This is a genomic window from Microbacterium sp. 71-23, from assembly GCF_001897265.1.
In the GTDB taxonomy this organism is placed as follows: domain Bacteria; phylum Actinomycetota; class Actinomycetes; order Actinomycetales; family Microbacteriaceae; genus Microbacterium; species Microbacterium ginsengisoli.
Window position 1 is genome coordinate 17,491 of the sequence record NZ_MKSL01000043.1, and the last position, 18,901, is coordinate 36,391.

An 18,901-nucleotide genomic window follows, 5' to 3' on the forward strand; every position below is an offset into this window, starting at 1 on the left:
CGTCGTCGATCGTGTCGTCGCCGAGCGGGATGACGCGGCAGTTGTCGTACCAGCGGTGGTAGAGACCGGCGAGCTCCTCGAGGTAGCGCGCGACGCGGTGCGGCTCGCGCACCTCGGCGGCGAACGCCACGATGCGCGGGAACTCCTGCAGCGCCCCGAGCAGCGCGCTCTCGGTCTCGTGCGTGAGCAGCTCGGGTGCGAAGGCCGAGCGGTCGACCCCGGAGTCGGCCGCGTTGCGGGCGACGTTGTGCGTGCGCGCGTGGGCGTACTGCACGTAGAAGACCGGGTTGTCGTTCGTGCGCTTCTGCAGGATCTCGGGGTCCAGCGTCAGCGGCGAGTCGGCCGGGTAGCGCGCGAGGGAGTAGCGCAGCGCGTCGGTGCCGAGCCAGTCCCGCAGGTCGTCGAGCTCGATGATGTTGCCCGCGCGCTTGCTGAGGCGTGCACCGTTGACCGAGACGAGCTGGCCGATGAGCACCTCGATGTCGCGGTCGGGGTCGTCGCCCGCCGCGCCCGCGAGCGCCTTGAGTCGGTGCACGTAGCCGTGATGGTCGGCGCCGAGCAGGTAGATCTTGTGCGCGAAGCCGCGGTCGCCCTTGTTCAGGTAGTAGGCGGCGTCGGCGGCGAAGTAGGTGTACTCGCCGTTCGAGCGTCGGATGACGCGATCCTTGTCGTCGCCGAACGCGGTCGTGCGCACCCACACCGCGTCGTCCTGGTCGAACACGTGGCCCTGGGCGCGCAGCCGGTCGACCGCCTCGTCGACGAGGCTCGGCCCGCCGTCCTCGGGCTGTGCGTGCAGCATGCGCTCGGAGAACCACACGTCGAAGTGCACGTTGAAGCGCGCGAGCGAGGCCTGGATCTCGCCCAGCTGGTACTCGTAGGCGAGATCGCGCGCGACGATCACCGCCTCGTCGGCGTCGAGGTCGGCGATGTCGGGGCGGGCGGCGAGCACCCGGCGGCCGAGGTCGTCGATGTAGGCGCCCGCGTAGCCGTCCTCGGGGGCCTCTCCCCCGGTGGCCGCGGCGAGCACCGAGCGGCCGAAGCGCTCCATCTGCGCGCCGGCGTCGTTGATGTAGAACTCGCGCACGAGCGTCGCACCGCTGGCGAGGAGCAGTCGCGCCACCGCGTCGCCGAGCGCCGCCCAGCGCGTGTGGCCGATGTGCAGCGGACCGGTGGGGTTCGCGCTGACGAACTCCAGGTTGATCGTGTTGCCGTGCTGGCTCTCGTTCGTGCCGAACGCGGCGCCCGCCTCGACGATGACCTTCGCGAGTGCGCCGGCGGCCGCGGCATCCAGTCGGATGTTGATGAAGCCGGGGCCTGCCACCTCGACGCTCGCGACACCGGGCGCCGCCGTCAGGGCGTCGGCGATCTCGGTCGCGAGCTCGCGCGGGTTCGCCCCGAGGCCCTTGGCGAGCTTGAGCGCGATGTTCGAGGCCCAGTCGCCGTGGTCGCGGTTCTTGGGACGCTCGAGGACGATGTCGGATGCCGCGAGCTCGCCGCCCGCGCCCTCGCGTCGCCGCTCGGCGGCGGGACGGACGACATCGAGCAGGAGCGTGGAGAGGGCTTCGGGATCCATAGCCCGACAAGTCTACGGGCGGGCGCGGCGCATCCTTCCGCGTCAGACGAGCTGCACGAGCGACTCGTGGTCGTCGACGGCCGGGTCGACGAGCTCCTCGGCGGGCTGCCCCTCGGGGACGTCGGTCACCCACGCGTCGACGTTCATGCGGGCGAGCCGCACGTTGCCGCCGTAGTAGCTGAGGAACGCGCAGTCGGCCGCGTCGCGCCCCGTGGCGATGCGCACGAGCGAGCGGCGGTTCGCCAGGCGGGTCGCGTCGATCACGTACCAGGCGCCGTCGTGGTATGCCTCGGCGACGGCGTGGAAGTCCATCGGGCGAAGACCCGGCGCGAAGCAGGCTGTGTAGCGGGCGGGCATGTCCATCGCGCGCAGCAGCGCGATCACCACATGCGCGTAGTCACGGCAGACGCCCTGCCCGGTCATGAGGGTGGTCACCGCACTGTCGGTGCCGAGGCTGAGTCCCGGGGTGTAGGTCGTGCTCGTCGAGACGAAGGAGGTGACCGCGGCGATGAGGTCGTGGCCGGTGAGGCCCTTGAACTGGCGTCGGGCCTGCGTGAACACCTCGTCGGACTGGCAGTAGCGGCTCGGCCGCAGGTAGGTGATCGCCTCGAGGTCGCTCGTGTGACCGTTGGAGGACTGCCCCTCCACGATCGCGTCGTAACGCACCTCGAGGGCGCCCGCCTCGGCCGTGAGACGGTGCAGGCGGCTGCCGGACTGATCGACGATCTCCGTCGGGGTGTAGATGCGCTCACCCTGACGGAACGTCAGATTCTCACTCGAGGTCTGCACGTTCTGAGCGGCCGAGATCTGGAAGATCAGGTCGGTCGTCGAGGTGAGATCGAGGTCGAGTTCGGCGAGGACGGAGCGTTGCACCGAGGTATCCTCGCACGGGTTTGTGACGCCCGGATGACGGCGGTGGAATCCGCCCCGGATGCCGCTAGCGACGCGCCTTCGCCGACCGCAGGCGAAGGCTGTTCCAGACCACCAGCACCGACGACAGCGACATCGCCGCGGCCGAGATCAGCGGGTTCAACAGGCCCGCCGCAGCCAGGGGGATCGCGGCAACGTTGTAGCCGAAGGCCCACACCAGGTTGCCGCGGATGGTCCGCAGCGTGCGCCGCGACAGGGCGATCGCATCGGCGATCACCCGCAGGTCGTCGCGCACCAGGATGATGTCGGCCGACTTCAGCGCGATGTCGGTTCCGGAGACGACCGCCATGCCGAGATCGGCGGTGCCGAGGGCGGCGGCGTCGTTGATGCCGTCACCGACCATCGCGACCCGGTGCCCGTCGGCCTGCAGCGCCGCGATGACCCCGGCCTTGTCGGCGGGCATGACTTCGGCGCGCACCTCGGAGATGCCGAGCTCGTCGGCCACGCGGCGCGCGGCGGCCGCGGTGTCGCCGGTGAGCAGCACGGTCGAGAGCCCCATGCGCTGCAGTTGGGAGACGGCGGCCTTCGCGCTCGGGCGCACCTCGTCCGCGACAGTGAAGACCGCCTCCACGACACCGTCGGTGGCCAGCACGACGCTCGAACGGCCGGATGCCGCCGCGTCGTCGACGGCGTCGCGCACGTCGGCGGGGAGCGGCATCCGCTCGTCGATCGCGTGGGGCACGCTCGCGACGACGACCTCGCGGCCGTCGATCACGCCCGCGGCGCCCCGGCCAGGGATGGTGCGGAAGTCGGTGACGGTCGGCAGGTCTGCGACGGATGCCGCGGCGTACCGGGCGATCGCGGCGGCCACCGGGTGCTCGGACCCCTGCTCGACGGCGGCGGCCCATTGCAGTACGCGCACCCGGTCGGCTCCCGGCGCGAGGGTCAGCTGCTCGATCACGAGGGTGGAGAGCGTGAGGGTTCCGGTCTTGTCGAGCACGACGGTGTCGATGCGGCCGGAGGCCTCGAGCGCGCTCTGCCCCTTGATGAGGATGCCGAGCTGGGCACCGCGCCCGATGCCGACCATGAGGGCGGTGGGGGTCGCGAGCCCGAGGGCGCACGGGCAGGCGATGATGAGCACCGAGATGCCGACGCCGATCGCGTGGGCGGGCTGGGCGCCGGCCCAGAGCCACGCGACGCCGACGGCGATGGCGAGCGCGATCACGACCGGCACGAAGACGCGCACGATGCGGTCGACGAGCGCTTCGACGCGGGCCTTGGAGGCCTGCGCGCGCTCGGCGATCGCGGTCATCTGAGCGAGCTGGGTGTGGGCGCCGACCGCGACTGCGCGCAGCACGAGCCGCCCGTCGGCGCTCGTCGTGCCGGTGACGGCGAGGTCGCCGACGGTCGTCTCGCGGGGCACGGGCTCGCCGGTGACGGTGCTCGTGTCGACGAACGCACGCCCCTCGACGACCTGTCCGTCGACGGGGATGGTCTCCCCCGCCCGCACGACGACGAGCTCGCCGACGCGCACCTGACCCGAGGGCACGACGACCTCGACCCCGTCGCGCACCACGCGCGCCCGGTCGGGCGCGAGGGCGGCGAGCGCGTCGAGCACGTCGCCCGCCTTACGCCGCGAACGCGACTCGAAGTAGCGGCCCGCGAGCTGGAACGTGGTCATGCCCGCGGCGACATCGAGATAGATGGCGCTCGCGCCCGCGGGGGTCTGACCGTAGCCGATCCAGTACGACGACCCGCCCTCGCCCATGAGGATCGTCGCGACGGCCCACCCGAACGAGGCGAGGATGCCGAGCGAGACGAGCGTGTCCATGGTCACCGAGCCGTGACGCAGGTTGCGGGCGGTCGCGCGATGGAACGGCCACGCCGCCCACGTCACGACGGGCAGCGACAGCAGCACGCACAGCAGCTCCCATCCCGGGAAGCGCAGGCCCGGCACGAGCGCCAGCACGAGGGTGATGTCCATGAGCGGCACGGTGAGGATCGCCGACACCAGCAGGCGTCGACGCAGGCTCGTGACGCGGTCGACCGCGGCACGTCGACTCCACTCGTCGTCGCCGTCGACCCGCACGGATGCCTCGTACCCGGCCTTCTTGACCGCCGCGACCGCCTGATCGGCCTGCTCGGGCGCGAGGCCCGTCACGACGGCGCGCTCGGTCGCGAAGTTGACCGATGCGGTGACGCCGTCGAGCTTTCCCAGGGCGCGTTCGACACGGCCCGCGCAGGCGGCGCAGGTCATCCCGCCGATCGAGAGCTCGACACGGTCGAGGTCGGCGAGCGGCAGCGTGTCGACGGGCGTGGTCACGGGCGGGTCTCCCCCGGGTCGGCGGCGGCGCTCGGAGCGGCGGGTCCGGTGGTCGCCGCAACGGCGGGGGCGGCATCCGTCACCGGAGCAGTCCCCCCGCGGGCCTGCAGCCGTGCGAGCATGCGGTTGTAGGCGTCGAAGTCGTCGTCGAGCCCGCTGTCGAGGTGGCGGTCCTTGCGGGCGGCCTCGCGCTGGTCCTGGCGGGCCCACTGGATGCCGAGAGCCACCACGACGATGATCAGCGGGATCTCTCCCCCCGCCCACGCGACGCCGCCACCGAGGTACTGCGCGGCCATGAGGTCCTGGTTCCAGGGCAGGTCGAGGGTCGCGTAGAAGTTCTCCGCGACCGGCACCGAGGCCGTCATCAGGATGATGCCGAAGAAGGCATGGAATGGCATCGCGGCGAGCACGAAGCCCAGCTTGCCGATCGGCGGCAGCGGCCTCGGCGGGCGGTCCACGCCGATGACGAGCCCGTAGAAGAGATACCCGGCGATCAGGAAGTGGATGTTCATCGCCTGGTGGGCCCAGTGGTATCGGATGATCGCCTCGAACAGGCCCGACAGGTACAGCCCGTAGTACGAGGCGATGTACAGCACGAACACGACGAGCGGGTTGTAGAGGATGCGCAGCCCCGGCCAGTGCAGCAGCTCGGTGAGCCATTCATGCGGACCGGCCGGCTCGCCGCGGCGATGCGGCGTCGTCGCACGCAGCAGCAGGGTCACGACGCCGCCCATGACCAGCAGCAGCGGCCCGAGCATGTTCAGGGTCATGTGCACGATCATGTGGATGCCGAAGTGGGCACCGGAGTACTGGCCGAACCCCGAGGAGGTCGCGACCACGATCGTCACCCATCCGAGGGTCCACGCGATCGTGCGGCCGAGCGGCCAGTGGTCGCCGCGACGCCGCAGGCGCCACAGCGCCCCGTAATACAGGGCGAGGCCCGCCGCCGCGATCACCAGGAACAGGATGTTCGGCCGCCAGTTCGTCGCCAGCACGAGGAAGTTCGGCGCGATCGGCAGATCGAAGCCGAGATACACCTCGGTGATGTCGCTCGGCAGGAAGTACTGCGGCGGAGGCACCCGCATCATCGCCTCGGCGATGGCGAAGAACGCGACGCCGCACGCGGCGATGGAGGTCGCGAGGATCGTCACCCGGAGGCTCGTCAGGGAACCCGCCCGGAAGGCGCGGAACCCCGCGAACAGCAGCACACCGGTCGCCGCGAGCACGACACCCTGCGCGATCACGAAGTACCAGGTCGGGTTCACCCAGGCGCCGGGACCGGCGAGCTTGAAGAACGCGAGCACGATCGCCGCTCCTGCGGCAAGGGCCCAGGCGACGACGCCCAGCAGCCAGAAGCGTCGCAGCGTGGCGGGCCGCAGCAGTCGGCCCCGCCAGACGCGGAGCGCGAGCAGGATACCGCTTCCGAACAGTGCCGCCGCGGCGATGGTCTGCACGGTTCCGGCGTCGGTGCCGAAGTCGTGACCGGGACCCACGAGGATCTGACCGACCACGACCGGGGCCAGCAGAGCGATCGCACTGCACCAGAGCGGGATCAGTAGTCCCACCCAGGTGACGGCGAAGTTGATGACGACGGCCGCGATGGTGGCGAGCACGGCGACCACGATCCACGCGACCGGCAGGTACGAGATCTGCAGCAGGTAGCCGAGCGCCGGCGATCCGATCGCGTCGAACACGTTGAGTCCGTTGGCATCCGCCGCATCGATCACGATCATCGCGGCGGCCAGCACCGCCCAGGCGATCGACGCCCAGCGGGCGACGTGCCATTCGGGCTGGTCGTCGATGATCACGCGGTCCTTGCCGGGTCGCGCGAGCAGGAACATCAGCACCGCGAGCGAGCCGGCTGTGAGCCAGCCGGCGAGGTCGACGAGCGCACGCCCGAGAGTCGCGGCGATCGCGGTGAGCTGACCCGGATAACTGCGGAACAGCTGCGTGTAGCTCGTGTCGCCGCGCACGATCGCGACGACGACCGGCGTGCCGAGCATGATCACCAGCGCGACGACGACGAGCGCGAGAAGCACCGCGCCGCGCCGCGTGTCACGGGCGGTCTCGTAGGCCGGCAGCTCGTCGGCGGATGCCGCGGCCACCGCGGCGGCGGAGCTCACCGCACCAGGCGGTATCCGGCTTCGGTCACCGCCGCGTCGATCCGGTCGAGGTCGAGGGCGCCGACGGCCTCGATGCGCGCCGTGCCGGCGGCGGCGTCGGCGGTGACGGCGGCGATCTCGGGAAGGGCGACGAGCGCCTCGGTGACGGAGTGCTCGCAGTGGGAGCAGGTCATGCCGTCGATGCGCAGCAGCTGGATGTCGGCCAGGTCCTGGGTCATGATTCGCCTCGTTCTCGTGCCGACCGCGCCGCGCGCGCCCATCGGCGATGTGTCGGAGACAACTCTACGTCTTGTCTAGCGCGTTGAGGCGCGGCATCCTTGTCTCCACATCTCGTAGAATCACGCACGGAGGTACGCAGATGGCAGGTGTGCGCACGCGCGGCAGGGGCGAGCTGGAGGCCGCGATCCTCACGGTGCTGCGCGCACACGACGAACCCGTCGGGGCCGCGCAGATCCAGGAGGAGATCGTCGGCGACGAGCCCGCCTACACGACGGTGCTCACCGCCCTCGAGCGACTGACCGAGAAGGGCGAGGTCGTGCGATCGGGCGACTCGCCGCGCAAGCAGCGCTTCGCCGCCACCTTCACCGCCGCCGAGAGCGCGAGCCGCACCATGGTCGACGCGCTGAGCCAGAACGAGGACCGCCGCGCCGTGCTCCTCAAGTTCGTCGGCGACCTCAGCGAGACCGACGCAGACCTGCTGCGGTCGGCCCTCGCCCCCCGCAAGCGCTGACCGTGGTCGCGCTCCTCGTCCTGCTCGCCGCGGCCGTCGCCGTGGTGCTGCTCGCTCCCCGCACCCTCGCGGCCGGTCGCTGGCAGGTGCGGATGCCGCGCCTCGCCCTCGGGCTCTGGCTCACCGCGGTGCTCGGCGGCGTCGCGTGCCTGATCGGTGCCGGCATCGTCGGCCTGGTGCTGGCGATCGCCGGGTCAGGATCGGAGTCCGGCGCGGCCGGGGTCATCGTGACGGTCTTCGCATGGATGTCGCTCCTCGCCGTCGGCGGCACGGTGGTCATCGTGGCGTCGGGGTCGGCGGAGGTGCTCGACGCGGTGCGCCGCAATCGCGGCTCGGTGCTGACCCTGCCGCACACGGTGCACGTGGCGGCATCCGATTGGCAGCTGCTGGTGTGCGACACCGACGAGGTGTTCGCCTGCGCGATCCCGGGGAAGCCCCACACCGTGGCCGTGTCGGCGGGGCTCGTGCGCGAACTCACCCCGGCACAGCTGCGCGCGGTCGTCGCGCACGAGTGGGCGCATCTGTCGGCGCACCACGAGCTCGTGCTGCGGCTGGCCGACCTCAACCTCGCCTGCATGCCGCGCAGCGGCGCCGCGCAGCGTCTGCGCCGATCGACGAGCCTGCTGATCGAGCTCGCGGCCGATGACGCGGCTTCCCGCCGTGCGGGTGCCGTGCACCTCGCGAACGCGCTGGTGCGGGTCGGTCGCGCGACCGGCGACGTGACTGTCGAGCTGCGCGCCGAGCGCCTCGCCCAGCGTCCCTGCCGGCTGGCCGGTCGCCTCACCCCGGTCGCGCCGGTCTACGAGCGCGCGGTCGCGTCGCTGCGCTGACCCGCGCTCACCACGCCCGGAAGGTCGTCGCGGTCGCGTAGGCGTGCGCCTGATCGATCGTGACGGTCAGCTGCAGCGTCCAGGCCCCGGCGATCGGTACGACGGCGTCGGTGGTGACCCACGACGCCCCGTCGTGGGTCAGAGTGACATCGATGCCGGCGACCCCGTTGTCGGGCGACGAGAGCACGCCGGTGACGAGTTCGGGATCGATCCGGGTGCCGTTTCGATCGGTGACGTGCACGGTGATCACGAGCGGGCCGTGGCGGGTCGTGGAGAGCTCCGCGACGGCGGTCGCACCGGTGTCGCCGACCGGGGCGGTCACGGTCGCCGCGGGCCCGTAGGTACCGGAGGCAGGCGGCAGGGCGGTGAGCACGCTCGTCACCACGATGGCCGCGGCCACGGCGACCGCCTCGATCCGCAGCGACCGGCGCACGCGCACGACCGAGACGGATGCCGCATCGGCGCCGGCGCCGGAACGTCGGCGAGCGACCATCCGTTGGGCGGCGAGCGCGCCGGCGAGCGCGATCGCGACGAACGCGAGTTTGACGAGCAGCGTCACACCGTAGGGGGTCGACCAGAGCGAGGCGACCGGCTGCACTTCGCGCCACGCCTGGTACTCCCCCGACACGACGAGTACGGCGACCGAGACGAACGCGATGATCGACCAGGTGCCGAGGCGCAGGCGGTCGAGGTCGGGCGCGCCCGTCACGCCGGGGAGAACGGCGACCAGAAGGAGGAGCAGCCCCCCGGCCCACGCAGCCATGGCGGCCAGGTGGGCGACGGCCGCGGTGGCCGCGAGCACGACGTCGGCGCCGACACCCGCGTGCCCGGCGAGGGCGATGGTAACGAGCACCCCCGCCTGCGCGACCGAGTAGGCGGCGAACCCAGCGCGGCGCGCGAGCGACCGGACGAGCACGACCCCGACGACGGCGAGCACGATGCGGGCGACGAGCAACTGCCCGTACGAGCCGGCGAGCGTCTCGCCGAGACCGTCGAGCCGCAGCACACCGTGCCAGCCGGTCTCATCGGCGCGGGGTCCTTGCAGCAGCAGGTCGACGAGCGCCCCGACGAGCAGCGCCGCCCCTCCCGCCCGGACGAACAGCCGCACGCGGCGACGGCGCCAGGTGTCCGGCCACAGCAGGCGCGCGAGCAGGGCGACCCCGAGCGCGAGAACGACGCCGACGTACCCGAGTCCGATCGCGGTCTGCGCGACGACGTCGAGCGAGGTGGGCGCGGCGGAACCGGTCGCCGCGGCGGACGCGGCATCCTGCTGCACGCCGAACGAGATCGAGCCCGACACGACGTGGGTATCGGCCGAGATGACGCGCCAGCTGACGGTGTAGCTGCCCCGGGGAAGATCGGGCGTCAGCGGGACGACGACCTGCGTGTCACCGCCGCTGCGGGAGATGTCTCCCGTGTCGACGCGCGTACCCGAGGACGAGAAGGCCCGCGTCATGCCGTCGACGAGCTGCACGGGCTCGTCGAAGGTCAGGACGACCCGCGCCGGCGCGGCGTCGAGCCGACTGCCGTCGGCCGGGCTCGATCGCACGAGCACGGCGTGCGCGTCGGCAGGAACGGCGCCGAGCAGCACTGTCGCGGCGGCGAGCAGCGCGCCGAGCGCGAACAGGAACGCCCGGACCCGGCGGGGACGCCGGGTCCGGGCGGGAAGGTGCGTCACGCGGACGGGGTCTCCTTGCGAGAGGTGCGGGCGATCGCGACGATCGCGATCACCAGCGCGACGCCGCCGGCGATCAGACCGACGATACCGGGCCACGCGGGCGCCGATGCGGTCGAGCCGCCGTCGACCGAGGCAGCTTCTGCGGTCGGCGTCGGGGTGGGAGCGTCCGACTGCGCCGCGAGTGTCAGGGTGGGCGCGGGGTGCTCGGGCTCGACGCCACCGGTGGCCTGTTCGTTCCAGTTCACCTGCGAGCCGTCGCTGTAGGTCTGCAGTGCCGGGAACGAGACGGATGCCACGGCCGGCAGCGGTCCGACCGCCACGGCGAAGGTGTCGAACTCGCCGGGCGCGATGCCCGCCGCCGCGCTGTCGGCCTTCCACGTCACCTGCGTGACGTAGGTGTCGACGGGTCCGTCATCGGTCTGGATGGGGGTCGATGCCTTGGCGGTCGTGATCGTGGCGGTCCAGCCGGGTTTCGGCTGCGTGGAGGCATCGGCGATCGGGGTGTCGGCGGGGAACGTGATCTGCACGCCCACCGTCGAGGCGGTGTCGGACTCGCTGGGCACGCGGAACGTGAGCACCCCCTCACCGCCCTGGGTCGCGTCGGTGCCGTCGACGTGGATGTGCGCGGACGCGGCGGTCGCGGTCAGCAGCACCCCGGCGAGGCCGACGGCGGCGCCGGCGGCGATGCGGAAGAAGAGCCGCGCCGGTCGACGGGTGGAACGTGATCGCATGAGGGGTCCTTTCGGGGTACGAGGTCGGCGCGGGCCGTCACGTCATGAGGAGGAGGAAGGAGCACGCCATTCCGGCCGCCATGAGGGCCGTCGCGAGCGTGTCGAGAATCACGATCCCGGCATGCCCGGACAGGCGGGTGGCGGTGATCGCGCGTCGTAGCGCCGCGACGACAAACCAGAGCGCGGCGACGACGAACAGGAGCCCGAACGCCCACGTGATCACGAGCGCCCAGTCGGCCGAGCCGGTCATCGGCATGCCGTCCGTGCCGTGGCCCATCGACATGCCGCCCACGTCGTCCATCCCGGATGCCGCGGTCACCGGCGTCATCGCGACGGCCATCCACACCATCGCGAGCATCATGACGGCGTGGTACACGAGCACGGCCGGGTGACGGTGGTGGTCGGTGGCCGGGGCCGCGGCGACAGAGGGGCGGAAGAGCGCGAGGTAGAGATACCAGAACGTCGCCGCGGTGAAGAACGCGATCTGGGCGGCGACGGGGAACACGGCGTACCACGACCACGGCATCGCGAGCATCACGACCGCCATGACGGCGTGCACGAGGTTGGAGACGCGGTCGACCCAGCCGAAGGCGACGACAGCCCGCACCACGGCGTGCACGAGCACGAGGGCGAAGATGACGGTGACGGCGGTCGCGGCGGCGGGATCGGACATCACGAGCGCACACATTACTCCACGAACTGTAGAGAAATTTCCCGTCGGGCGGGGGGCGTCATTTTCACGGCGATCTGTCCCCGCCCGGAATACCTCAATGGGGTATCGTCGGTCGCATGGAGACCACGCATCCGGGCTACATCGATGACAAGCCGTCGCTCGAGCGACGACTCAAGCGCATCGAGGGTCAGGTGCGCGGCATCGGAAAGATGATCGACGAAGACCGCTACTGCATCGACATCCTCACCCAGGTGTCGGCCGTGACGAGCGCGCTCGAATCGGTCGCCTTGTCGCTGCTCGACGATCACCTCCACCACTGCGTCGCCCACGCGGGCGAGCAAGGTGACCTGGAGGAGAAGCTCACCGAGGCCAGCGCCGCCATCGCCCGACTCGTGCGCTCCTGACGCACGACCCACCACCGAGAGGACACGCCCATGACAGAGACCACGACGCTTCCCGTCGCCCAGCACGCCTGCAACTGCACCGCCAACGGCGGCACCTGCAACTGCGGCGACAGCTGCACCTGCGGCAAGTAATCACCGCAGACACCACGACGCCCGCCTCTTCGGAGGCGGGCGTCGTCATTCTCAGATCGCGGCGATGCGCGCGGTGAGCGCGTCAAGCGAGCCGTCGACGAGTCGGTAGTAGGCCCAGGTGCCGCGCTTCGTGCGCTCGAGGAATCCGGCATCGGTGAGCACGCGCAGGTGGTGCGACACCGTGGGCTGACTCAGACCCACCGGTTCGGTCAGGTCGCAGACGCAGGCCTCGCCGGCCTCCGCCGCGGCGACGATCGACAGCAGGCGCAGACGGGTCGGATCGGCGAGCGCCTTGACCCGCAGCGCGAGCGCCTCTGCGGCGTCCGCCTCGATGGCAGGTCGGGCGAGCTCGAGGCCGCAGGCATCCTGCCCGAGCAGGGGAAGCATGGTCGGCATGCATAGATGCTAGTCGATATTGACAGTCATCGATAGATGTCCGCATACTGAGCATCGATCGTCATCGATGAAAGGATGCCGCGTGCCGCTCCTCGATCTCACGCCGCGCCCTCGCGGAGCCACGGCCGCGTCGACGCATCCCGTCGTCGTGATCGGTGCGGGCCCGGTCGGGCTCGCCGCCGCCGCGCATCTGCTCGAGAGATCGATCGACACGATCGTGTTCGAGGCGGGCGAGTCGGCCGGGGCCGCGGTGCGGTCGTGGGGCCACGTGGCCCTCTTCTCGCCCTGGCGCTACCTCGTCGATCCGGCCGCAGGGCGTCTGCTCGCGCCGACCGGATGGCTCGCGCCCGACCCCGACGAGGTGCCCACCGGTGAGGACCTCGTCACCCGCTACCTCGAACCGCTCGCGCAGACCGCGGCGCTCTCCCCTCGCATCACCACGGGCGCCCGCGTCGTCGCCGTCACCCGTCTCGGCCGCGACCGCACCCGCAGCGACGGCCGTGGCGACGCCCCGTTCGTCGTGCGGGTGCGGCGAGCCACCGGTGAGGTCGAGTCCGTGCTCGCCCGCGCCGTGATCGACGCCTCCGGAACCCTCGACACCCCCAACCCCATCGGCGGCGACGGGCTGCCTCCGCTGGGCCTCGACGAGGTGGGCTCGTTCGTGCTCCCGCCCCTGCCCGACGTGCTCGGTCGCGACCGGGCACGGCTCGCCGGACGCTCGGTCGCCGTGGTCGGAACCGGCCACTCGGCCGCGCACACTCTCCTCGCCCTCGCGGAACTCTCCGAAGGCGCCCCGGGCACCCGCGCGGTCTGGGTGCGTCGACGGCCGCCGCTGCGCCCGTCGACCGCCGACGACCTCCCCGAACGCGAGCGGCTCGGCTCCCGCCTCGACGCACTCGTCGACGCCGGCGTCGTCGAGGTGCGCGACGGGTTTCTCATCGAGCGGGTGTCCTCGGCGGGCGACGGTGTGCGGGTCAGTGGCGTCACCGCAGATGCGCCCGCCTCGTTCGACGTCGATCTCGTGGTCGCCGCCACCGGATTCCGACCCGACCTCACGATCACGCGCGAGCTCCGACTTGACCTCGACGAGGTGAGCGAAGCGCCCCGTCGACTCGCGCCGCTCATCGACCCGAACCTGCACAGCTGCGGAACGGTCGCACCCCACGACTTCGCCGAGTTGCGGCATCCGGAGCCCGGCTTCTTCACGGTCGGCATGAAGTCCTACGGTCGCGCCCCCACCTTCCTGCTCGCCACGGGCTACGAGCAGGTGCGGTCGGTCGCGGCGTGGCTCGCCGGCGACCTCGCCGCCGCGCGGGCCGTCGTGCTCGACCTGCCGGCGACCGGAGTGTGCTCGACCGACCGGGCCGATGCGGGAGGATGTTGCGCGTGACCGAGATCCGACCGCTCGTCGCGGCCGACTGGCCGGCCGTCGAGCAGATCTTCGCGGCCGGCATCGCGGGCGGCGACGCCACGTTCGAGACGGCGACGCCGGACTGGGCGACCTTCGATCACGCACGCCTCGCCGCACCCCGACTCGTCGCGACCCTCGACGACGAGGTCGTGGGGTGGGTGGCGGCATCCGCCGTCTCGGCTCGTCCCGTCTACCGCGGGGTCATCGAGCATTCGATCTACGTCTCCCCCGCCCACCGGGGGCGCGGGATCGGTCGCACCCTGCTCGCACGCTTCCTCGACGCGACGGATGCCGCGGGCTACTGGACCGTGCAGTCGGCCATCTTCCCCGAGAACGCCGCGAGCCTGCGCCTGCACGAGGCCGCCGGCTTCCGCGTCGTCGGCCGCCGCGAGCGCATCGCACGATCGACCCTTGGACCGCGCGCCGGCACGTGGCGCGACACCTTACTCATCGAGCGGCGATCAGCGATCGCCGGAACAGGAGCCGACTCATGACCACCCCCACCGTGCTGTTCGTGTGCGTGCACAACGCCGGCCGCTCGCAGATGGCCGCCGGATACCTTGAATCCATCGCGGGCGATCGGGTCGACGTGCGCTCGGCGGGGTCCGAGCCGCGGGAGACGATCAACCCGGTCGCCGTCGAGGCGATGGCCGAGCTCGGCATCGACCTCGGCGCCCGCCAGCCGAAGCTGCTGACGACCGACGCCGTGCGCGAGGCCGATGTGGTCATCACGATGGGGTGCGGCGACGCCTGCCCGATCTTCCCCGGCAAGCGCTACGAGGACTGGGAGCTCACCGACCCCGCCGGCCAGCCGATCGAGGTCGTGCGGCAGGTGCGCGACGAGATCCGGGCACGCGTGGACGCGCTGGTCGCCGAGCTCGACGGGCGCGCCGCGGCATCCGACTGAGTCGCCCTCTGCGCGCACCCCGAGCGCGCGCAGACCGCTAATCTGGTGCCACCCGACGGGAGGACCCGACCTTGTCGACTGCACACGACGTCACGCGCCGCCAGACGATCGCCGACTACGAGCTGCTCGAGGATCCGCCCGAGTCCGACCTGCAGGGTCTGGTGCAGCTGGCCGCCACCATCTGCGGCGTGCCGACGGCGGTCATCAACATCATCGACGATCGCTTTCAGCATCAGATCGCCGCGGTCGGGTTCACGGCGGCCGTCTGCTCGCGGGATGACTCGATGTGCGCGGTGGTGCTCGAGCAGCCCGGCCGGGTGATCGTTCCCGATGCCCGTCTCGACGACCGCTTCGCCGCGAATCCGTTCGTCACCGGTGTGATCGGCAACGTGCGCTTCTACGCGTCGAGCCCGCTGATCACGCCCTCGGGCATCGCGATCGGCACGCTCTGCATCTTCGACGAGGAGGTCGGTGAGCTGTCTGCAGAGCATGCGGCGACCCTCGACATCCTCGCCCACCAGGTGGTGGACGTGCTCGAGCTGCGGCGCGTCACGCGCGAGCTGCAGACCTCGAACCACGAGCTCGAGCAGTTCGCTGGCCGCATCAGTCACGACCTGCGCAACCCGCTCATGGCGCTGTCCGGGTTCATCGAGCTCGCCGCCGACAGCCCCGAGCTCTCGGATGCCCCGCAGGCGAGCCGGGCGCTCGCGCGGGCTGAGGCCGCCGCCGACCGCATGTCGACGATGATCAGCGACCTGCTCGACTTCGCCCGCGTGGGCGGCGAGGTGCCGCGCGTCGCCGCCGTCGACGTCGAGGACGTCATGGCCGCGGTCATCGACGACCTCGACACCCCGCTCGCGCAGACGGGCGCCACGATCGAGGTCGACGCTCCGGCGCCGGTCGTCGCCGACCCGACGCTGCTGAGAGGCCTGCTGCAGAACCTCGTCGCGAACGCGGTGAAGTTCAGTGCGACGACGTCCGACGCGCCGCACATCATCGTGCGGGTCGAGCCGCTCCCCGACGGGTCTCGCATCACCGTCGACGACAACGGGCCGGGCATCCCCGAGCCCCAGCGCGAGAAGGTGTTCGGACTCATGGAGCGCGGTGACCAGACGGATGTCGCGGGCCTCGGCATCGGCCTGTCGACCTGCCGTCGCATCGTCGAAGGACACCACGGCCGCATCGGCATCGCGGAATCGCCAGCAGGCGGCGCGAGTGTCTGGGTGGTGCTGCCGCACGCGGCGTGACGCGGCATCCGATTACGCTGAGCGGCGATGTCTCGACGCACCCTGACCCTGTGGGGATGGTTCCTCGCCGCCCACGCCCTCGTGATCGTGCTCGGCTGGACGCTGCCGAGCCAGCCGATGGGCGACGTCTACAACGTCTACGAACCGTGGTCGTCGCAGGCGCTCACCGGCGGCCCGATCGTCGGGGTGACCGAGCCGTGGGTGTACCCGCAGCTCGCCCTCGTGCCGATGATCGCCGCGTGGGCGTTCGCGTGGATCGCGGGCTATACGTTCGGCTGGGCGGTGCTCATCACGCTGCTGAACGGGCTCGTGTTCGCCCTGATCGTGCACGGCGGCAAGGCCCCCTGGCGCGCCCGCGCGGCGCTGACCTGGCTGGCGTTCATCGCCTGCCTCGGCCCGGTCGGCATGTTCCGCATCGACGCGGTGACGGTGCCGCTCGCGATCATCGCGCTGCTGCTCGCATTCCGCGTGCCGACCGTGTCGTCTGCCCTGCTGACCGCGGGCGCCTGGATCAAGATCTGGCCGGCCGCCCTCGTCGGCGCGCTCGTGGTGGCCCGGCGCGGCACGCGGGTGCGCGTCGTGGGGGCGGCGCTCGGCGTGACCGTCGTCGTGATCGCGACGCTGTTCGCGTTGGGAGGAGCGGGCAACGTGTTCGGCTTCCTGTCGTCGCAGTTCGGGCGCGGGCTGCAGGTCGAATCGACCGCGGCGACGCCGTTCACCTGGCTCGCCGCACTGCACGTCGACGGCTTCCACGTCGCCTACAACGCCGACATCATCACGTTCGAGGTGACCGGCCCCGGCGTGACCGTCGTGGCGGCACTGCTCACGCCGCTGCTCGCCATCGCCGCCCTCGCCGTGCTCGCCCTCGGCGCGTGGAAGAGCGCGCGCGGCGCGCATCTCGTGCAGCTGCTGCCGCCGCTCGCCCTCGCGCTCGTGCTGGTACTCATCGTCACCAACAAGGTCGGCTCGCCGCAGTTCCTCGACTGGATCATCGCGCCGTTCGTGCTGTGGGCCGCGGTGGACGGGACCACGCTGCGCTCGGGGCTGCGACTCGGCGGTGCGGCACTGCTGCTCACCCAGCTCATCTACCCGATCATCTACGACCTGATCTGGTCGGCCCACCCGCTCGGCATCCTCGTGCTGAGCGTGCGCAACGTGCTGCTGGTGACGCTGCTCGTCTGGAGCGTGCGACGGGTGGTGCGGGTGCCGGTGCGGGTGACATCGTACGCCGCATCGACCGTGTGACGCGGCGGGCGGAACACCCAACCTGCCGCGCGCAGATCGTGCGGACCCGCTAACGGGAAGTCACCATCACCCTTTCACCCCGACCAAGCGCGAAGCGGGAAGCGTCATCGAGGTGCCCGGCGCACGAACTCCGCACGCGTACGAACAGTGCCGCAGCTGCGTGCGCGTGAGCTCGGCTCGCGGCTGAAGCGGACGAGCGAGCGATGGGCATTCACACGGGAGTCGGCCCGATTATCAGACGTCACGCTGTGGGACGAAGCGGCGGCGACGGAGCCTCGGCCCGATGGCCAGAATGACTCCTCCGCCCACCGCGCCAACCGCAAACGGGATGTAGCTGTAATCGGATGCAAAGACCGGATTGGCGGCGAGAATTCCGGTCGACAGCGCGGATCCGAGGCCGAACGCGGCCGCGATGGCGACGGCGACGACGTCCGATCTGATAACGCCCAGGAATGTGCTGATGAGAAATCCGACGGATGAAATCGCCGCCCACAACACCATCGGAACTGGAATGAGCAGCCCCAGCGTCAGAAACCACGACCAGCACACCATCCAGCCACAACAGGAGGCGAAGAACAACGCCCACGCCCCCTTGTGCCGAAACGCAGAGAAACTCAGGCCTGCCGCAATGACCGCGACGGCAAAGCCGGCTCCCTGCACCGAGATGTAGGTCCAGAATCCCCGAGTGCTCATGTAATCAATTCCCAGGGCAGAAATGATCAGCATGCCGCCGAACATCATCAACGATGGGGAGAGAAGCTTCACCTCATGCACAGTCTGAGCCTAGAGATTGATGTTCACGTGCGCCGTGCATACGGGAACATTCAAAGGGGCCTGCGGGCGAACAGAACACCCTCGTGCGTGGAGATAACTGCTGACGGACTGTCACCGATCCGTTCCCCCGCCCGAACGCGGTGGGAGGTCACTTAAGACCTAACCCGGGCTAAGCGTCAAGGATCTCGTCAAGAACTCGCTTCATACCCGGGGGCTGAAAGTTCGCCTCTGCCATCCGATCCAGAACGATGTTCACGAAGGCCTCGTACTTGACCTTAACGTGATCCCTGACGTACCGCTTCAGCACGTTACGACCGGGAAAATCAGCGATCCATGCGTCTGTAGAGCACGCCTCAGTTAGTCTCGCCCGCTCTTCCTCCAAGAGGGTCTGGATCTTGACGGTGTTGTGCGCCGCGCTCAGCTCGGACAACCGTGTCGCACTCGCTTGTAGCGACGCGGAGAGCTCCTGTGCCGCGGACGCTGAGTCTGCAGCAGAGCCCACCCTGAGAGAACTCACTGCTTGATCGTTTAACCCAACCCGGATGAGCTGGATGGCGATGTCATCGACGATCTGCAACGCACACTCCCGGAGAGCTTCCTCAGTGCGCACGTCTGATTCGAGCGGATCTTTTCCGGTAAGCGCGCGAGTGGCCTCGCGCACGAATCGTGGCTCGAGAAGGAAGTTCTCGAGGTGGTACCGATCCCATTGCTTGATGTGGAGCTGCTCCGATGCAGCGTCGCGGTCGCGATCTGTGATGCCGAAGAATCGATTGTGAGCTCCAAGTTGGTCGGCCGAGGACGCCAGTACGTTGTACAGACCTCTGAGCCGCCCCCTTCATTCGGTCCGGACGTTC

Annotated in this window: 19 protein-coding genes (1 of these 19 cut by a window edge); 8 read left to right on the forward strand and 11 right to left on the reverse strand. The window is 70.6% G+C overall.

All coding sequences use genetic code 11. From position 1 onward, the window contains the following. From argS to BGO15_RS13360, 5 genes are all read right to left on the reverse strand, one after another. On the reverse strand, nucleotides 1–1,573 hold the 5' portion of the coding sequence (gene argS, locus BGO15_RS13340; protein ID WP_286748422.1) for an arginine--tRNA ligase. The gene continues 95 nt to the left of window position 1, outside the view; the window shows 1,573 of its 1,668 coding nt (coding positions 1–1,573); the start codon lies at nucleotides 1,571–1,573; its stop codon lies beyond the left edge, outside the window. A 42-nt stretch (nucleotides 1,574–1,615) separates the two neighbouring features. After that, a complete protein-coding gene (locus BGO15_RS13345) occupies nucleotides 1,616–2,446 on the reverse strand; it encodes a transglutaminase-like domain-containing protein (protein ID WP_045246658.1) in 831 nt (276 codons plus the stop codon). 64 nt (nucleotides 2,447–2,510) lie between these two features. After that, the gene (locus BGO15_RS13350) at nucleotides 2,511–4,766 is read right to left on the reverse strand and encodes a heavy metal translocating P-type ATPase (RefSeq protein ID WP_056519554.1); all 2,256 of its coding nucleotides are present in this window, start codon (nucleotides 4,764–4,766) and stop codon (nucleotides 2,511–2,513) included. Beyond that, nucleotides 4,763–6,889 (reverse strand): cytochrome c oxidase assembly protein, encoded by a 2,127-nt coding sequence (locus BGO15_RS13355; protein WP_056209522.1) that lies wholly within the window; start codon nucleotides 6,887–6,889, stop codon nucleotides 4,763–4,765. Before BGO15_RS13355 ends, BGO15_RS13350 begins: the two co-directional genes overlap by 4 nt. Continuing rightward, nucleotides 6,886–7,107, reverse strand: coding sequence for a heavy-metal-associated domain-containing protein (locus tag BGO15_RS13360; RefSeq protein WP_045246656.1), 222 nt, complete (start codon nucleotides 7,105–7,107; stop codon nucleotides 6,886–6,888). Before BGO15_RS13360 ends, BGO15_RS13355 begins: the two co-directional genes overlap by 4 nt. Before the next feature lie 140 nt (nucleotides 7,108–7,247). Here BGO15_RS13360 and BGO15_RS13365 point away from each other — a divergent pair, with 140 nt between their 5' ends. Together BGO15_RS13365 and BGO15_RS13370 are read left to right on the forward strand one after the other, a co-directional pair. Then, on the forward strand, nucleotides 7,248–7,619 hold the full coding sequence (locus BGO15_RS13365; RefSeq protein WP_045246655.1) for a BlaI/MecI/CopY family transcriptional regulator: 372 nt from the start codon (nucleotides 7,248–7,250) through the stop codon (nucleotides 7,617–7,619). Nucleotides 7,620–7,621: 2 nt separating this feature from the next. Beyond that, nucleotides 7,622–8,449 carry a M48 family metalloprotease gene (locus BGO15_RS13370; protein WP_056519557.1) on the forward strand — a complete coding sequence of 276 codons (828 nt, stop codon included), beginning with the start codon at nucleotides 7,622–7,624 and terminating at the stop codon, nucleotides 8,447–8,449. A gap of 7 nt (nucleotides 8,450–8,456) precedes the next feature. Here the strand turns inward: BGO15_RS13370 and BGO15_RS13375 are convergent, their stop codons facing one another. From BGO15_RS13375 to BGO15_RS13385, 3 genes are read right to left on the reverse strand one after another with little or no spacing between them, the layout of a single operon-like run. Beyond that, nucleotides 8,457–10,127, reverse strand: a complete 1,671-nt coding sequence (locus tag BGO15_RS13375; RefSeq protein ID WP_056209525.1) for a copper resistance CopC/CopD family protein — start codon at nucleotides 10,125–10,127, stop codon at nucleotides 8,457–8,459. Beyond that, nucleotides 10,124–10,858, reverse strand: coding sequence for a YcnI family protein (locus tag BGO15_RS13380; RefSeq protein ID WP_082483215.1), 735 nt, complete (start codon nucleotides 10,856–10,858; stop codon nucleotides 10,124–10,126). The genes BGO15_RS13375 and BGO15_RS13380 overlap by 4 nt, the downstream gene beginning before the upstream one ends. Before the next feature lie 37 nt (nucleotides 10,859–10,895). Further along, a complete protein-coding gene (locus tag BGO15_RS13385) occupies nucleotides 10,896–11,531 on the reverse strand; it encodes a DUF5134 domain-containing protein (RefSeq protein WP_200930917.1) in 636 nt (211 codons plus the stop codon). A gap of 116 nt (nucleotides 11,532–11,647) precedes the next feature. Between BGO15_RS13385 and BGO15_RS13390 the strand changes: the two genes are divergently transcribed. Next, entirely contained in the window at nucleotides 11,648–11,935 is a 288-nt protein-coding gene (locus BGO15_RS13390) for a metal-sensitive transcriptional regulator (RefSeq protein WP_056209531.1), read from the forward strand. 183 nt (nucleotides 11,936–12,118) lie between these two features. On the opposite strand, the gene BGO15_RS13395 is transcribed toward BGO15_RS13390, so the two are convergent. Further along, nucleotides 12,119–12,463 (reverse strand): ArsR/SmtB family transcription factor, encoded by a 345-nt coding sequence (locus tag BGO15_RS13395; protein ID WP_045246652.1) that lies wholly within the window; start codon nucleotides 12,461–12,463, stop codon nucleotides 12,119–12,121. A gap of 82 nt (nucleotides 12,464–12,545) precedes the next feature. Between BGO15_RS13395 and BGO15_RS13400 the strand changes: the two genes are divergently transcribed. The 5 genes from BGO15_RS13400 (at nucleotide 12,546) to BGO15_RS13420 (ending at nucleotide 17,273) form a co-directional block, all read left to right on the forward strand. After that, nucleotides 12,546–13,853 carry an FAD-dependent oxidoreductase gene (locus tag BGO15_RS13400; protein ID WP_056519560.1) on the forward strand — a complete coding sequence of 436 codons (1,308 nt, stop codon included), beginning with the start codon at nucleotides 12,546–12,548 and terminating at the stop codon, nucleotides 13,851–13,853. After that, on the forward strand, nucleotides 13,841–14,368 hold the full coding sequence (locus BGO15_RS13405) for a GNAT family N-acetyltransferase (protein ID WP_056209532.1): 528 nt from the start codon (nucleotides 13,841–13,843) through the stop codon (nucleotides 14,366–14,368). The genes BGO15_RS13400 and BGO15_RS13405 overlap by 13 nt, the downstream gene beginning before the upstream one ends. After that, nucleotides 14,365–14,781, forward strand: a complete 417-nt coding sequence (locus tag BGO15_RS13410) for an arsenate reductase ArsC (RefSeq protein ID WP_056209535.1) — start codon at nucleotides 14,365–14,367, stop codon at nucleotides 14,779–14,781. Before BGO15_RS13405 ends, BGO15_RS13410 begins: the two co-directional genes overlap by 4 nt. A gap of 71 nt (nucleotides 14,782–14,852) precedes the next feature. Continuing rightward, nucleotides 14,853–16,028, forward strand: coding sequence for a sensor histidine kinase (locus tag BGO15_RS13415; protein WP_056209539.1), 1,176 nt, complete (start codon nucleotides 14,853–14,855; stop codon nucleotides 16,026–16,028). A gap of 27 nt (nucleotides 16,029–16,055) precedes the next feature. Continuing rightward, nucleotides 16,056–17,273: a DUF2029 domain-containing protein gene (locus tag BGO15_RS13420; RefSeq protein ID WP_156454795.1), complete on the forward strand. Its 1,218-nt coding sequence runs from the start codon at nucleotides 16,056–16,058 to the stop codon at nucleotides 17,271–17,273. A 234-nt stretch (nucleotides 17,274–17,507) separates the two neighbouring features. Here BGO15_RS13420 and BGO15_RS13425 read toward each other — a convergent pair whose 3' ends face one another. Both BGO15_RS13425 and BGO15_RS13430 read right to left on the reverse strand, forming a co-directional pair. After that, complete coding sequence (locus BGO15_RS13425; RefSeq protein WP_056209541.1) at nucleotides 17,508–18,047, reverse strand: hypothetical protein; 540 nt, start codon at nucleotides 18,045–18,047, stop codon at nucleotides 17,508–17,510. A 169-nt stretch (nucleotides 18,048–18,216) separates the two neighbouring features. Further along, nucleotides 18,217–18,708, reverse strand: coding sequence for a hypothetical protein (locus BGO15_RS13430; protein ID WP_156454796.1), 492 nt, complete (start codon nucleotides 18,706–18,708; stop codon nucleotides 18,217–18,219). Between the last annotated feature and the right edge of the window lie 193 nt (nucleotides 18,709–18,901).